Annotated in this window: 15 protein-coding genes and 2 pseudogenes; 12 read left to right on the top strand and 5 right to left on the bottom strand. The window is 71.0% G+C overall.

Annotation, left to right across the window (positions count from 1 at the left end):
- Complete coding sequence (locus tag ACIA6C_RS27785) at positions 1–177, bottom strand: helix-turn-helix domain-containing protein (RefSeq protein WP_399280232.1); 177 nt, start codon at positions 175–177, stop codon at positions 1–3.
- Between the two features lie 233 nt (positions 178–410).
- On the opposite strand from ACIA6C_RS27785, the gene ACIA6C_RS27780 reads away from it, so the two are divergent.
- The 3 genes and pseudogenes from ACIA6C_RS27780 to ACIA6C_RS27770 form a co-directional block, all read left to right on the top strand.
- A complete protein-coding gene (locus ACIA6C_RS27780; RefSeq protein ID WP_399279856.1) occupies positions 411–830 on the top strand; it encodes a hypothetical protein in 420 nt (139 codons plus the stop codon).
- A 446-nt stretch (positions 831–1,276) separates the two neighbouring features.
- The gene (locus tag ACIA6C_RS27775; RefSeq protein WP_399279854.1) at positions 1,277–2,626 is read left to right on the top strand and encodes an integrase; all 1,350 of its coding nucleotides are present in this window, start codon (positions 1,277–1,279) and stop codon (positions 2,624–2,626) included.
- A gap of 3 nt (positions 2,627–2,629) precedes the next feature.
- Positions 2,630–3,613 (top strand): annotated as a pseudogene (locus ACIA6C_RS27770) (hypothetical protein); the annotation flags it as partial.
- Between the two features lie 59 nt (positions 3,614–3,672).
- Here the strand turns inward: ACIA6C_RS27770 and ACIA6C_RS27765 are convergent.
- Together ACIA6C_RS27765 and ACIA6C_RS27760 are read right to left on the bottom strand one after the other, a co-directional pair.
- On the bottom strand, positions 3,673–4,284 hold the full coding sequence (locus ACIA6C_RS27765; protein ID WP_399279852.1) for a cytochrome b/b6 domain-containing protein: 612 nt from the start codon (positions 4,282–4,284) through the stop codon (positions 3,673–3,675).
- Positions 4,268–4,933: a molybdopterin-dependent oxidoreductase gene (locus ACIA6C_RS27760; protein WP_399280230.1), complete on the bottom strand. Its 666-nt coding sequence runs from the start codon at positions 4,931–4,933 to the stop codon at positions 4,268–4,270. The genes ACIA6C_RS27765 and ACIA6C_RS27760 overlap by 17 nt, the downstream gene beginning before the upstream one ends.
- A gap of 595 nt (positions 4,934–5,528) precedes the next feature.
- On the opposite strand from ACIA6C_RS27760, the gene ACIA6C_RS27755 reads away from it, so the two are divergent.
- The 5 genes from ACIA6C_RS27755 to ACIA6C_RS27735 all read left to right on the top strand — a co-directional run bounded on the left by ACIA6C_RS27755 (position 5,529) and on the right by ACIA6C_RS27735 (position 10,323).
- Complete coding sequence (locus tag ACIA6C_RS27755; protein WP_399280228.1) at positions 5,529–6,536, top strand: Ig-like domain repeat protein; 1,008 nt, start codon at positions 5,529–5,531, stop codon at positions 6,534–6,536.
- A gap of 290 nt (positions 6,537–6,826) precedes the next feature.
- Positions 6,827–8,818, top strand: coding sequence for a discoidin domain-containing protein (locus ACIA6C_RS27750; protein ID WP_399280226.1), 1,992 nt, complete (start codon positions 6,827–6,829; stop codon positions 8,816–8,818).
- Between the two features lie 84 nt (positions 8,819–8,902).
- Positions 8,903–9,505 (top strand): TetR family transcriptional regulator, encoded by a 603-nt coding sequence (locus tag ACIA6C_RS27745; protein ID WP_361137485.1) that lies wholly within the window; start codon positions 8,903–8,905, stop codon positions 9,503–9,505.
- Positions 9,506–9,574: 69 nt separating this feature from the next.
- Complete coding sequence (locus tag ACIA6C_RS27740) at positions 9,575–9,757, top strand: hypothetical protein (RefSeq protein ID WP_399279851.1); 183 nt, start codon at positions 9,575–9,577, stop codon at positions 9,755–9,757.
- A 20-nt stretch (positions 9,758–9,777) separates the two neighbouring features.
- Positions 9,778–10,323, top strand: a complete 546-nt coding sequence (locus ACIA6C_RS27735; RefSeq protein ID WP_399279850.1) for an MOSC domain-containing protein — start codon at positions 9,778–9,780, stop codon at positions 10,321–10,323.
- 67 nt (positions 10,324–10,390) lie between these two features.
- Here the strand turns inward: ACIA6C_RS27735 and ACIA6C_RS27730 are convergent, their stop codons facing one another.
- Both ACIA6C_RS27730 and ACIA6C_RS27725 read right to left on the bottom strand, forming a co-directional pair.
- Complete coding sequence (locus ACIA6C_RS27730; RefSeq protein WP_399279848.1) at positions 10,391–11,191, bottom strand: hypothetical protein; 801 nt, start codon at positions 11,189–11,191, stop codon at positions 10,391–10,393.
- 152 nt (positions 11,192–11,343) lie between these two features.
- Positions 11,344–11,943 (bottom strand): class I SAM-dependent methyltransferase, encoded by a 600-nt coding sequence (locus ACIA6C_RS27725; protein WP_399279846.1) that lies wholly within the window; start codon positions 11,941–11,943, stop codon positions 11,344–11,346.
- A 198-nt stretch (positions 11,944–12,141) separates the two neighbouring features.
- Between ACIA6C_RS27725 and ACIA6C_RS27720 the strand changes: the two are divergent.
- The 4 genes and pseudogenes from ACIA6C_RS27720 to ACIA6C_RS27705 form a co-directional block, all read left to right on the top strand.
- Positions 12,142–12,495 (top strand): annotated as a pseudogene (locus ACIA6C_RS27720) (MHYT domain-containing protein); the annotation flags it as partial.
- A gap of 342 nt (positions 12,496–12,837) precedes the next feature.
- Positions 12,838–13,281, top strand: a complete 444-nt coding sequence (locus ACIA6C_RS27715) for a roadblock/LC7 domain-containing protein (RefSeq protein ID WP_366083484.1) — start codon at positions 12,838–12,840, stop codon at positions 13,279–13,281.
- Between the two features lie 17 nt (positions 13,282–13,298).
- Complete coding sequence (locus ACIA6C_RS27710) at positions 13,299–13,679, top strand: DUF742 domain-containing protein (RefSeq protein WP_399279844.1); 381 nt, start codon at positions 13,299–13,301, stop codon at positions 13,677–13,679.
- Positions 13,679–14,329: a GTP-binding protein gene (locus ACIA6C_RS27705; protein ID WP_399279842.1), complete on the top strand. Its 651-nt coding sequence runs from the start codon at positions 13,679–13,681 to the stop codon at positions 14,327–14,329. Before ACIA6C_RS27710 ends, ACIA6C_RS27705 begins: the two co-directional genes overlap by 1 nt.
- The last annotated feature ends 318 nt before the right edge of the window (positions 14,330–14,647 follow it).

The following is a 14,647-nucleotide window of genomic DNA, read 5'->3' as shown; positions in this document are numbered from 1 at the left end:
TCAGTCGCTCCTGGGGAGTCCAAGGAGGTCGTCATCGGTCGCATGGAGTGCGGTGCGGAGGCGGACGTACAACTGCGGGCCCATGTGGTTGCGGGTGCCTCGTTCGAGCTTTCGCAGGTAGCTGTCACTGCAGCCGACCTGCTCAGCGAGTTGCCTCACTGAGAACCCCGCTTGCATGCGCTTGGTACATATCGCCGCCCCCTCCACTTCGAAGGTGGTTGGGGGTTGGTGCATGCATTGAACTTACCCACAGTTGCCCACCTTGTCTAGACACAGTTGCCCATTGATTACCCCGATCTGGAACTGAGATAGCCCTACATGCCCTTGACCTGCGGAGATTCGGTGTCGACTTGTGGCCAACATCTGGTCCAGTCCTGGCTGGTCCCGCCGAGTCCTGCCAAGATGGGGGCATGGCACCCAGTGACCTCGACCGTCTTGCTATCGCTGCGCGCAAGCGCCGCCGGGAACTCGGGCTCGCCCTGAACGACCTCAATGCCAAGGCCGGAGGCACCTCGAAGGGCACCTGGCAGCGGGTCGAAAAAGGCGAAGCAATCCGCGAGACGAACTACGTCAAGATCGACGGCCTCCTCCAGTGGGCCCCCGGAAGCTGCATCGCCATCCTTGAAGGCGGCGCACCCGTGCCCGTCGACCCATCGAAGGCGGAGCGCGGGACTGTCGTCTCTGAGCTCCCGCCCGAGGCGCACGACGCCGAAGCTCGTGGCGTCATCCAGCTGGCCGTCGTTGCCACTACCGACGGCCTGACGTCCGAGCAGATCCGCGCCCTGAGCGAGCGGGCGGTCAAGGATCTTCGCGCCGCCGGCCTGATCTGAGCCCAGAATCAGATGATTCGCGTACAACCTTTTGGGTACCGGCCGTAACACCCAGAATTTCTCTGATCACTTTGGGCTCAAGTAGTTCCAAATTCCACAAGACGTGGCACAGTCGGAACACGTCCTCGGAGGCTCCCGCACCATCCCTGACACTAGGGGGAGCCATGCTTCACAACGGCGCGCTCATGGTCGACTATGGGCCTCACTTCCGCGGTGAGGCCGTCCGGTCCGGCAACGGGATCGCTTGCGTAGTACCAGGCCAGGAACCAGCCCGTGACACGGCCAGGCCGCTGATGCGAGAGCTCGTTCGACGGCTTGGCGGTAACTGCGACAGCTGCCGCAGGTGCTCGATCGGCACCCCGGCCTGACGCACGGGAGCACGTCGTGAGTCTCGGCAGCATGGGGCTGCCGAGCACCGCGACGGCGAGTACAACAAGGGGACGTTCATGGCCAAGAGGGCCCTTGATGTGTACACCGAGTGGCGCGGCGGCACTTGCCGCGTGAAGTGGTGGACGGGCGCCTACCACGCAAACGGCCGTAAGAGGTTCGAGTCCAAAGGCGGCTTCACCGACGAGGACGAGGCGTACCAGCATGGCCTCGACCAGACTCATGACATCCGGCATGGCGTGCACGTCAGCAACCACGACGGGTCCACCCTGATGAGCGACTGGCTCGACAGCTGGCTGGCGGCAATGGACCACTCGCACCTGACGGAAAAGGGTTACCGCTCTGCCGTCGAGACCCACATCCGTCCGTACTTCAAGCGGAAGTCGGTCTCTGAGATCGACATCCTGGCGTACAGGGCGTTCCGTAAGCATGTGCACAGCATCATGGCGGACCGTTCGGCACGGCAGATCATGATGGTCCTCGGGATGATCCTCGACGATGCGGTGCCGAGGCTGATCAAGACGTCCCCGGTCGAGCGCACCAGGCGGCGCGGCAAGTTCGTCAGGAGGCCGAAGGAGCGGAAGAAGGACATGCTGCCGGAGGCCGTGGAACGGTTGGCGCGCAACGCAGAGATCTTGTTCGGCCGCTCTGGTTACGTGTTCATCTGGACGATGGCCATGACGGGCATGCGCCCGTCTGAGCTGTACGGGTTGACGCGCGACTACTGCTATCCCAACTGGCCGGCTTCCGACCCGCGGCCCGATCCAGACGAGGCTGAGCGCTATGAGGAGGACATGGGGCGCTACGGCAAGGGAGTCGGGCTGATGCAGGCCATTCGTGTTGAACGCCAAGTTCAGTACGCTGACAGCAAGCTGCAGTTTTTCCCACCGAAGTACGGAAGCTCCCGCACCCTCGTAGTGCCGCCCTTCCTTGCGGCCATGCTCGAGGAGCTCCTGAACAGCCACGACAAGGATTGGGTGTTCCCTGCCATCGAAGGCGGCTCCTTGGCCGCTGTGAACTTCGACTACGCCTACTGGCGGCTGATCGCAGATGGGGCGCCGGAGCGCAAAGGAAGGTTCGCGAGGGCGCCGATGGAGAAGGTGCCGTCGTTCCAGGGGAAGCGCTTGTACCTCGTGCGCCATGGACACAAGGCATGGCTGGACGAAGACGGGCACAGCAAGTTCGCGGTGGAGTCCCGCATGGGGCACGAAGTCCCGGGTGTCGAGGGCGTCTACAGCAGTGTGACGGTGGCGATGGAGATGGCCATCCAGAAGACGTTGGAGCAGCGCTGGCTGTCACTGCAGAAGCAGCCGGCTGGGAGCGCCCAAGCCGAAGAGGTTTCCCAGTCTTTTCCCACACAGCTGACTGGTGGGGACTCTCTTGCAGGTCAAGGCGTTCCAGTGGCCTGATGTCTCGACTTCTCGAAGATCTTCAAGGACACCTCGGGCGGCGCCTACTTCTACCTCGACGACCAGGACCGCGCCGTGCTGGCCGACTCGCGCCAGCACATCCTGCGCCTGGCCCACTCCCAGACCCCCGACGGCAGCTGGAAGTTCACCGTCGACGCCGACTGGGACCTCACCGGGCAGGTCCCGCACGACTGCGTCGGCTGGACCAACCTGTGGCCCAGCGGCACCTGCGATCCCGTCACCTCCGTGATGCCCGACTGGGACGGCCGCATCTGGTGGGTCACCCGGCAGGGGCGCGTGGGCACCGTCGACCCGACGACCTCCCGGATCCGTTCCGTCCGCCTGGAGGGCGAGGAGATCCAGAACTCCTTCTCCGTAGCCGAGGACGGCGTCTCCATCGTCACCGACCACGCGCTGTACAGCTTCCGTGCCGCCGCCGACGGCACCCCCGAGGCCCAGTGGCGCCAGACCTACGACCGCGGGACGGGAACCAAACCCGGCTCCGTCAACCAGGGGTCCGGCACCACCCCGGACCTCTTCGGTGACGGCTACGTCGCCATCACCGACAACTCCCTGATCACCTGGGGCAACAGCATCGTCGTCGAGAACAACTACGGCTACGAGAACCCCACCAGCCTGCTGCTGGGCACGTCGGTCGTCGGGGGAGTCAGCCGCATCGACGTCCGCCCCGACGGGAGCGGCTGCGACACGGTCTGGCAGAGCGCCGTCCGCTCGCCCTCCGTCGTACCCAAACTGTCCACCGGCAACGGGCTGCTGTACTTCTACGAGAAGGAACCCAACGCCTGGGGCATCGACGCCTGGTACCTCACGGCGGTGGACTTCCGCACCGGTGAGCGCCGCTGGCGGCAGCTGACAGGCACCGGACCCCTGTACGACAACAACTGGGCTCCGATCACCCTCGGTCCCGACGGCACGGCCTACATCGGCGTGTTCAACGGCATCGTCGCGGTGCGCGACGGAGGCTGACGGGCCGGCGGCGGTACGGCGGGAGGCGGACGGCCCCCCTCGACGGGTCGGGCCGCCCGTCAGCCGCCGTGCCGCCAGAGCGGGTGCTCGCGCTCCGCCCAACGCCGGTCGACGGAGCCCGTGCGCAGGCCGCGCCGGGCCTCCGGATCGCGCAGGGCCATGCCGATGTGCCCGGCGACGACGACGCCCAGCGTCAGGGCCAGCCAGTCGTGCACGAAGGTGGCGCCGGTCCGCAGGACCAACGGGGCGAGCCCGGTCAGCCACATCAGCAGCCCGGTGCCCAGCATCACCAGCACCGCCCCGGCCAGCCAGCCCGCGTACACCTTCTGCCCGGCGTTGAACTTCCCGGCGGGCCGCTCGCCACGCCGGCGCAGGGCGCTGCGCAGCCACACCCCGTCGTGCGGCCCGAACCGCCCCAGGCGTCCGAGGTCGGCGCGCAGGGCGCGGGACGCCAGGCCGAACAGGACGGGGATCGCCAGCAGCAGTCCCGACCACTCGTGGACGGTCACCACCAGTCGGCGGCGTCCCACCAGTTCCGCGAGCGCAGGCAGGTAGAGGCACCCGGCGGAGGCCACGCACACGCCCATCAGTGCGGCCGTAGCGCGGTGGACCCACCGCTGGGCCCTGCCGAACCGGCGTACCCGGACGGGTGTTTCAGACAGTAGGGGCATCGTCGCGTCCGTTCGATCTGCCGACCCACGCGTCGACGTCGTATCCGAGCCGCTCCCAGTAGCCGGGTACCACCTCGTCGGTGACGGTGATGCCCGAGAGCCACTTCGCGGACTTGTAGAAGTACATCGGAGCCACGTACAGCCGCGCCGGCCCGCCGTGGGCGTGGCCCAGCGGCTCGTCCTGCATCCGCAAGGCCACCATCACGTCGTCCCTGCGGGCCTGCGCGAGGGTGAGGCTTTCGGTGTAGGTGCCGTCGAAGCAGGTGAACCGGATGGCGCGCGCCTGCGGCCGTACGCCCGCCGCGTCGAGCAGCCGTGCCACCGGGACGCCCTCGAAGGCGGTACCCGGCACGCGCCAGCCGGTGACGCACTGCACGTCCCGCACCACGCGGGTCTGCGGGAGGCGCCCCAGCGCGTCGAGGTCGTACGCGGCCGGCCGCTCGACGAGGCCGTCGACGGTCAGCCGGTAGTCGGCGGGGCCGCGTTCGGGCACCGAGGAGGCGACGGAGTAGTACCGGAACCCGCCGCCGTTCGGCAGCAGCCCCGTGAGCCCCGTCGGATCCTTGTCGGCTGCCGCGCCGAGCGCGGTTTCCAGGGCGCGCTGCAGAACGGGCGCACCCAGCAGCCCGGCGGCGCCGAGCCCGACCATGCCGAGGACCAGCCGTCGTCCGACGGGCGTTCCGGTTGCGTCGGGGTCGGGGTCGGGGTCGGGGTCCGCGAGTGGCGGTGTGGGGCCGGTCTGCTCTGTACTCACGCACCGATTCGACCATCACCGGCCGCCGGCCACCAGGGGGAGCGGCGCGCCGTCAGACTTCCGTCACATTCCGCTCCCGGACCCGATCTGGCCGCCGCAGATGCTATCACGAGGTACTTCTCGACATCGTAGATGCGGTGCTCAAAGCTTGTTAGAGCCCGCATGCGCAATGCAGGTGAGGGCGGCGAACCGGCCGTTCCGTATCCGGCCCCACATCCCGGGCCCCCTCCCCGCGGCCCGGCACACCGGTTCGCCCACCCTCACCGCAGAGTTCGGCACTTCCGCGGGCACGGCGCCACCGCACACGCCGCCGTGCCCCGTTCCCCGCCGCGCATCCCAAAGGGAGACTCCATGTCCAAGGGGCTTCTGCTCCGCCGCGTCACCGGGAAGGCGCTCGTCATCGGCGCCGCACTGGCCCTGGCCGTACCCGCGACCGCATACGCCAACACCGTGGGCGTGACCGTCAGGACGCCCGGCGCCACCTCCGGGCCTGCCGCCGCCTTCGCCGAGATATCGACCCACGAGGACTGTTCCACCGGACTCGTCGCGGGCGGCGGCATCGACCAGGCCATCGGCACCGGCACCTCGTCCAACGGCAACAAGATCAACGGCACGGCGGTTCCGGCGGCGGGAACCCCGGCAACCTGTACGCCGCGGGCGGCGGCGGAGGCAGCAGCTTCGCGGCCCCGTCCGCGACCGGTGCCGTCCTCCTCTCCGGAGTGCGCCACGCGACGGCAAGGCGGTCGTCCCGTTCCGCTACGGGACGGCCACCACCCTCATCGCGGACACCGGGACCCCGCTGTTCGGCTACCCCGTCACCCTCACCGCGACGGTGACACCGGCGAACCCGGCAGGCGGCCCCACCGGGTCCGGCACCTTCTCCGACGGGGCGAAGGGGCTGGCGACCGTCCCGCTGGCCGGCGGCCGGGCGTCGTTCACCACGAGCGGTCTCCAGCCCGGCGCCCACGCCCTCACCGCTTCCTACGCCGGGGACGCGGCCGACGAGGCGAGCACCACGGCGGACCCGGCCGGCATCACGGTGGGGTTCAGCGGCCCCTGCGTCACGACGGCCCGCTCCGGGCCGCTGACGGTAGCCGCCGGCCAGGCGGTCTGCCTCTCCTCCGGCGCCAGGCAGGACGGCCCGGTCACCGTACGGCCCGGGGGCGCGCTCGCCGTACTGGACGCCGAGGTCACCGGCCCCGTCTCCGGCGACGGCGCCCTCGCGCTCACTGTCTGCCGGTCCACGCTGGCCGGTCCGCTCAGTGTGCGGGGCAGCACCGGCCCGGTGCTGCTCGGCTCCGACGAGGACGGCCCCGCGGACGCCGGGACCTGTGCCGGCAACCGGTTCACGGGGGCCGTGAGCGTGGACGCCAACATCGGAGGCGTGGTGATCGTGGGCAACCGGGTCACCGGTCCGCTGCGCTGCGAGGGCAACGAGCCGCCGCCGCGCCAGACGCAGAACACCGTCATGGAGCCCCGCTCCGGCCAGTGCCGCTGAACCGGACGGCGCGGGACCGCTCGCCCCGCCGGGCAGGCGACGCCCTGCCCGGCGGGGCGTCGGCTCGGCGGCGGGGTGTCGGCACACCGGGAACCGACGGCCCGTCAGGTCAATCGTCCCGGACTATTGACTCTTGTGGCGGCAGTCGGGATTCTCGGTTGACCTTGCGCGGGACATGTCAATCCACCCGCCGTCCGCCGACCGGAGACATGGTGATCGCCGTGACCCGACAGCCGCACAGCGGAGGCAGGCCGATCGCGGTCCTGTCCTTGCTCCTGGCCATGCTCGCCATGGTCCTCGGCCCCACCCAAGGGGCCGCCGCGGCCGACCCCGGCTGGTGGGACCCCGTCGCCCGGCCGGCGCCGGACTCCGGCATCAACGTCACCGGAGAGCCCTTCAAGGGCACCGACGCGCAAGGCAACGTACGCGGCTTCGTCGACGCCCACGACCACATCATGTCGAACGAGGGCTTCGGCGGACGCCTCATCTGCGGCAAGGCCTTCTCCGACCTGGGCGTCGCCGACGCCCTCAAGGACTGCCCCGAGCACTACCCCGACGGCTCCCTCGCCGTCTTCGACTTCATCACCAAGGGCGGCGACGGCAAGCACGACCCGACCGGCTGGCCCACCTTCAAGGACTGGCCCGCCCACGACTCGCTGACCCACCAGCAGAACTACTACGCCTGGATCGAACGCGCCTGGCGCGGCGGCCAGCGGGTGCTCGTCAACGACCTCGTCACCAACGGGGTCATCTGCTCCGTCTACTTCTTCAAGGACCGGGGCTGCAACGAGATGGACGCCATCCGCCTCGAAGCGCAGAAGACCTACGACATGCAGGCCTTCATCGACAAGATGTACGGCGGCCCCGGAAAGGGCTGGTTCCGTATCGTCACCGACTCCGCCCAGGCCCGTGACGTGGTGAAACAGGGCAAGCTCGCCGTCGTCCTCGGCGTCGAGACCTCCGAGCCGTTCGGCTGCAAGCAGATCCTCGACGTCGCCCAGTGCAGCAAGGAGGACGTCGACCGGGGCCTGGACGAGCTCTACCGCCTCGGCGTCCGCAGCATGTTCCTCTGCCACAAGTTCGACAACGCCCTCTGCGGCGTCCGCTTCGACGAAGGCGCCCTCGGCACGGCCATCAACGTCGGACAGTTCCTGTCGACCGGCACCTTCTGGCAGACCGAGAAGTGCGCCGGCCCGCAGCACGACAACCCCGTCGGCCTCGCCCCCGCGCCGCAGGCGCAGAAGGAACTGCCGCCGGGCGTCACCGTTCCGTCGTACGCGGCCGACGCCCAGTGCAACACCCGGGGCCTCACGGCGCTCGGCGAGTACGCGGTGCGCGGCATGATGAAACGCAAGATGATGCTCGAAGTCGACCACATGAGCGTCAAGGCCGCAGGGCAGGCCTTCGACATCCTGGAGACCGAGTCCTACCCCGGTGTGATCTCCTCGCACAGCTGGATGGACCTCGGCTGGACCGAGCGGCTCTACAAGCTCGGAGGATTCGCCGCCCAGTACATGAACGGCTCCGAAGGTTTCACCGCGGAGGCGAAGCGTACGCAGGCACTGCGCGAGAAGTACGGCGTCGGCTACGGCTACGGCACCGACATGAACGGTGTCGGCGGCTGGCCCGGCCCGCGCGGCGCCAACACCCCGAACCCCGTCACGTACCCGTTCCGCAGCACCGACGGGGGTTCCGTCATCGACCGGCAGACAGCCGGGCAGCGCACCTGGGACTTCAACACCGACGGAGCCGCGCACTACGGTCTGGTCCCGGACTGGATCGAGGACATCCGGATCGTCGGGGGACAGGGCATCGTGGACGACCTCTTCCGCGGCGCTGAATCGTATCTCCGCACGTGGGGCGCGTCCGAGCACCACCAAGCCGGGGTCAACCTCGCGGCGGGTGCGGCGGCGACGGCCAGTGCCTCGGAATGGAACCCGTTCACCAGCTACGCACCCGGCCGGGCCGTCGACGGCGACCGCGGAACCCGCTGGGCCAGCGACTGGAACGACGACCAGTGGCTCAGCGTCGACCTCGGCTCCTCGAAGCTGGTCAAGCGCGTCACCCTGGACTGGGAACGCGCCTACGGCAAGGCGTACCGCATCGAGACCTCCGCCGACGGCGCCGAGTGGCAGACGGTCTGGTCCACCACCACCGGTGACGGCGGCCTGGACACCGCCCAGTTCGCCGGCGTCCCGGCCCGCTACGTCCGCATCCATGGACAGGGGCGCGGCACGCAGTGGGGTTACTCCCTCAAGGAGGTCGGCGTCTACAGCAGCTGACCGCGCGCGGCATGCGTCCCCCGGCGGCGAGCGCGTACGACGCGAACGAGGCGCGCGCGCACGACGCGTACGAAAGGAACACGCATGGGACGCATGCCCCTGGCCGACCGGCGGCGCCAGCTGACCGAGGCCGCGATCCGGGCGATGACCCGCGACGGGGTCGCCCGGACGACCACCCGGTCCATCGCCGCCGAGGCCGGGCTGTCGCTGAGCGTCTTCCACTACTGCTTCGACTCGAAGCAGGCACTGCTGGAATCCGTCATCGAGACGATCACCGAACACTGCATCCGGGTGGTCCGGGAGGCGCTCCGCCCCCGGGCCACCCTCCACGAGACGATCCGGGCCGGCTTCCAGGCCTACTGGGACCACGTGGTGGCCCACCCGGGCGAGCACATGCTCACCTACGAACTCACCCAGTACGCCCTGCGCCAGCCCGGCTTCGCCCACCTCGCCCGACGCCAGCACCAGCTGTACTCCGACACCTACGGCGACCTCATCGACCAGCTGCGCACGGCCATGGACTTCGAACTCGCCGCCCCGACCCCGGTCCTCGCCCGCTACCTCGCCGCCATGACGGACGGCCTGACCCTGCGCTTCCTCGTCCTCGGAGACGAAGAGGCCGCCTCCGAGATCCTGGACATGATCACCGACCACGTCACCGGGCTGGTACGCGTTCCCGCACCCTGAGCACGGGAACGTATGGCGCAGGCCGCGCGTTGAACGGGCAGTGGCCGAGGCAGAAGGAGGTGTCCGCAGATGTCCACAGGCGGAAAGGTCGCGGTTGCCGGCGTGGTGGCAGCCATCGTGCTGTTCGCGACGGTCGGATTCTGGGCCGGTCTCCTGGTCCTGATCGGGGTGCCCACCGCGGCGTACTTCGTGCTGGACTCCTCCCAGCGGCGTCGGCTCCGCGGTATATCCAGGAAGCAGATCGGCCGCTGACGGCGGCCAGGGGGTAGCACATGGGCAGCGCGCAGGTGACGGCGGTCAGCAGCAACGGCGTCTACTCGTTCACCAAGCCCCGGCGGGAGAGCATCACGCTGCTCGCCGGGCTCGGAGTCGAGGGAGACGTCCACGCCGGGGTCACCGTCAAACACCGCTCACGAGTGGCGAAGGACCCGAGCCAGCCGAACCTGCGGCAGGTCCACCTGATCCACCGGGAACTCTTCGACGAGGTCGCCGGAGCCGGCTTCACCGTCGGACCGGGCCAGCTGGGGGAGAACGTCACCACGGAGGGCGTGGACCTCCTCGCCCTGCCCGTCGGGACGCTGCTGCGCCTCGGCGAGGAGGCGGTGGTGGAGGTGACCGGCCTGCGCAACCCGTGCCTGCAGATCGACAATTTCCGCAAGGGGCTGCTCAAGCAGGTCGTCGGCCGGGACGAGGAAGGCCGTCCGGTGCTCAAGGCCGGCGTCATGGGTGTCGTCCAGCACGGCGGCACCATCCGCCCGGGCGACCCCATCACCGTCACCCTGCCGCCGGGCCCGCACATACCGCTCGAACGCGTCTGACGCAGCCGGCCGCGGGGGTGGGCGGCCGGAGCCTCCCGTGGTCCCCAGACGGGCCGCAGGCGGCCCCTCAGACGGGTCGTACGGCGATACGGGTGAGGGCCGCCAGCAGGTCGGGCAGCTTCGGCAGCTCCGGGTGGTCCGGATGGCCGTCCCCGGGGACCGCAAGGACCTCGCCCGGCTCCTCGTCGAGCAGGACGAACGCCGTCTCGCCGGTGCGTGCCACCAGCGACCAGCCGGGGCCGTCCGCCCGGAGCGTCCGCGCGCCCTCCTCGGCGAAGGAGGACCGCACCCGGCCCGGCGGAGGCGCCTGCGCCGCGTAGCCCGCGGCCTCCGCCAGCGCCCGCGCCAGCCCCGGGTGCGCGACGGCGGCCGCCCCGCCGTCCGTGGCGACCCGCTCGCGCCAGTCGGCCCAGTCCCGGGCGATCTGGTCCGCGCCGAGCCTGCGCTGCACGGGCCCCCAGACCTCCGCCGAGGGCGGGGCCAGCGGCACGCGACCCGTACCGTCCGCGCCCTGCTCGGGATCGTGCGGTTCGGGAAGGCCGGAGGCGGAGACCGTCAGCTCCAGCGGCCAGCCCGCGAGCGAGACCACGATGGTCCGCTCGTCCGGGGACAGGTCGTACTCCATGCCGCAGTCCCATGAGGCGATCGCGGTGGCCACCAGCGCGACGTCGTCCACGACGACCGTCCAGCGCGCGCCTTCCTCGTCCTGTCCGAGCACCAGCCCGTACCCGTCCGCGACCGGTTCCACGCCCAGGAGCGCGCACGCCTGCGGGTAGTCGTCGCCCAGGACGGCCGGGAACTGGGTGGGGGTCACCAGCACCGCGGTCAGCACGTACAGCGAACCCCCGTCATCCTCCGCTTCTGACACGTGGCCTCCTCCCGATCCGATCCGGTCGCTCGCTCGTCGGCGCACCTTAACCAGTGGGTAACTCACCCGTCGAGAGCTCGCGGGACGCGATTTTCAAGCCGGGCGGGGGCGCGAGGAGTTGAGGCCCGGCCCGGCCGGTGGTGTGCGCGAGATCAGGGGCGGCGGGCGGCCAGGGCCAGGAAACGGTCGTCCTCGTCCGCGTACGAGGTCATCTCCCAGCCGGCCGCCGACAGCAGCGGGCCCAGGTTGTGGGCGGCCCGCAGATCGTCCGGGGTCAGCTCGCGGCCCTGGCGCGCGGCGAGCGCCGCCCGCCCGACGGGGTAGAACAGCGCGAGGCGCCCGCCCGGGCGGACCACACGTGCGAGTTCGGCCAGGTTCGACTCCGGATCCGGCAGGTGCGCGATCAGACCGGCCGCGAACACGGCGTCCAGCACACCGTCACGCAACGGCAGCCGCGCCACGTCCGTGAGCAGCAGGGCCGCCGCCTCGCCCCGGCCGGCCTCCCGCGCGGCGGCGAGCATCTGCGGGGTGAGATCCGCACCGATCACCGTCCCCGAGGGCCCGACGGCCGCACGCAGGGCCGGCAGCGCCCGCCCGGTGCCGCAGCCCGCGTCGAGCACCCGGTCTCCCGGCCGCAGGCCGGACTCGGTCACGGCGCGCGCGAAGGCGGGGCCGTCGTCGGGGAACTTGCGGTCCCAGTCCGCGGCGCGCGCCCCGAAGAACTCCCGGACATGCGTGTGGTCTTCGCTCATGAGCCCATGATCTCCCACGTCGGCGCCGCACGGCCCCCGCTCCGCACCTGCCGCCCGCCCCGTGCGAGCCCTGTGGACAAGGTGACATGCGGCCTGATCGAAGACGAACGTAGCTCTGTCATATTCCAGCAGTTACAGCGGCTTTCGAAATGCGCCCCTTGTTCGCGCCCTCACCCGCACTAGCGTCCGACGCTCACCGTCGCGCTCTCGATTGCCATCGCCGTCCTCGCCGTCCTCGCCGCCACCGTCGCCCTGTGGGCCGCGCTCCACACCAGGTCGCCGCAGGCCGTCGCCACCGCCTCGCTCGTCATGGGCGCCGCCGTCAGCAGCATGCACTACACCGGGATGCTGGCCGTCGCCGTCCGCGTCACCCCCTCCGACACGGCCCTGCCCGGCGCGACCGCCATGCAGTTCGTCTTCCCCCTCGCCGTCGGGCTCGGCTCCTACCTCTTCCTCACCTGCGCGTTCGTCGCCCTGTCCCCGACCGCCGACGAACGGGCCGCCTCGGCGTCGGCGCGCGGCCTCGGGCACGGCGCCGTAGGAGCCCGCTGAGCGCGCCCCGCCCCGCCCCGCCTTACGGGCCGCCCGCACGAAACGCCCGCTCGGGCCGCGCGGCTCCGGTGGCGCCGGCACCCGCGGGCAGGTCCCGCAAGCGGCTCCTCCACCCGATCCCGCGGCGGCGGGCGAACTGCCGCGCAGGGTCCGCCAGGCCAGCCTGGTCCCTCAACTGCGCGAGGTCCCCACCCCGGCCGAGCCCGTCGGGGCGACCCGCTCCGGGGAGCCACCGGGCCGCAGCCCCGAGCAGGTCCGGGACCGGACGGCGGCGTACCAGGCCGGCTGGGCGCGCGGAGCCGGTGGGGAGTCCCCTCATGACGGCAGCGAAGGAGAATGCTGATGTTCGAACAGCGGAGACCCGATCTCGGCGCGGTCCACGGATCCGGCGAACTGGACTGGCTCCTGGACGACCTGGTGGTGCGGGTCCGGGAGGTCCGCCACGTGGTGGTCCTGTCCGACGACGGCCTCGCGGTCGGTTCCTCCAGTCGGCTGAGCCGCGAGGACGCCGAGCACCTGGCCGCCGTCGCGTCGGGCTTCCAGAGCCTCGCCAAGGGCGCGGGGCGGCACTTCCACGCCGGGGGCGTGCGCCAGACGATGGTGGAGATGGACGACGGGTTCCTGTTCGTCGCGGCCGCCGGGGAAGGCTCCTGCATGGCCGTGCTCAGCGCCGCGGGCGCCGACATCGGGCTGATCGCCTACGAGATGGCCCGGCTGGTGAAGCGCGTCGGCGAACACCTCCGCACCCCGCCGCGCTTCCCGGCGCGGCCGCCGGCCGCCGGCTGAGGGCGGCGGCCGCACGGATGGAAGGTCACTGGTACGACGCGGAGGCGGGTCCGCTCGTGCGTCCGTACGCCATGACGGGAGGACGCACCAAGCCGGGCCCGCACGGGGTGAGGTTCGACCTGATCGCCCTGGTCGTGGTGGGCGGGGCGGGCCCGGCCGCGGGGGACGAGGCGCTGCTCGGCCCCGAACACCGTGTACTGCTCGGGCTCTGCGGGGCGCAGACGCAGTCGGTGGCGGAACTCGCAGCCGACGCCGACCTGCCGGTGGGCGTCGTGCGGGTGCTGCTGGGCGACCTGCTGGAGGGCGGCCACGTCAAGGTCAGCCGCCCGGTACCGCCCGCCCGGCTGCCCGACGAGCGGATTCTGCGGGAAGTTATCGATGGATTGCGAGCACTGTGATGGGACTGCAGGACGACGGACCGGCCCCGGACGCCGGAGCAGACGCCGGAGCGGACGCGGAGTCGGCTCCGCTCGCGCTGAAGATCCTCGTGGCGGGTGGTTTCGGGGCGGGCAAGACCACCCTGGTCGGGTCGGTCAGCGAGATCAGGCCGCTGCGGACCGAGGAACTGCTCAGCCGGGCGGGGGAGCTGGTCGACGACACGGGAGGCGTCGGCCGCAAGACCACCACGACGGTGGCGATGGACTTCGGACGGGTCACCATCAGGGCCGGGTTGTCGCTGTACTTGTTCGGCACGCCGGGGCAGGACAGGTTCTGGTTCCTCTGGGACGAGTTGTCGCAGGGCGCACTGGGCGCGGTGGTGCTCGCCGACACCCGGCGCCTGGAGGACTGCTTTCCGGCCGTCGACTACTTCGAGCACCGGCGGATCCCGTTCGTGGTGGCCGTCAACTGCTTCACGGACGCCCGGCGGTACGGGGCGAACGAGGTGGCGCGGGCCTTGGACCTGGAGCAGGGCACGCCGGTGGTGCTGTGCGACGCGCGGGACAAGGACTCGGGGAAGGAAGTGCTGGTCAGGCTGGTGGAGTACGCCGGGCGGGTGCACACCGCCCGGCTGCTCGACTCCGTGGGGCCGCCCGCGGGGCCGCACTGACGGGCGGCTGCGCCGACCGGCCCACGGCGGTGCGCGGGCTTCCGCCGTCGCCGGAAGTGTCCCGTGGTTCCCGTCCGGGCGGAGCCGGGAGGAACGCCCGCCATTCCTCTTGAGTCATCTTCTGCGCCGGGCGTCCGTCCTCCTTGCCGGAAAGCAGCTGGTGGGGAAGGCTTGCGGACGACCGAGCAGAGTGGGGGGGGGGCGGGGGGGGCCCCCCCCCGGGGGGGGGGGGGGCCGGGGGCCGCGCCCCCCCCCCCGCCGGGGGGGCGGCGGCCCGGCCCGCCGGGGGGCGCCGGGGGGGCCCCCGGGGGGGGGGTG

The organism is Streptomyces sp. NPDC051578, from assembly GCF_044454045.1.
GTDB lineage: Bacteria > Actinomycetota > Actinomycetes > Streptomycetales > Streptomycetaceae > Streptomyces.
Note: the sequence above shows the minus strand (reverse complement) of the source record. Positions and strands in the feature narration are given on the sequence as shown.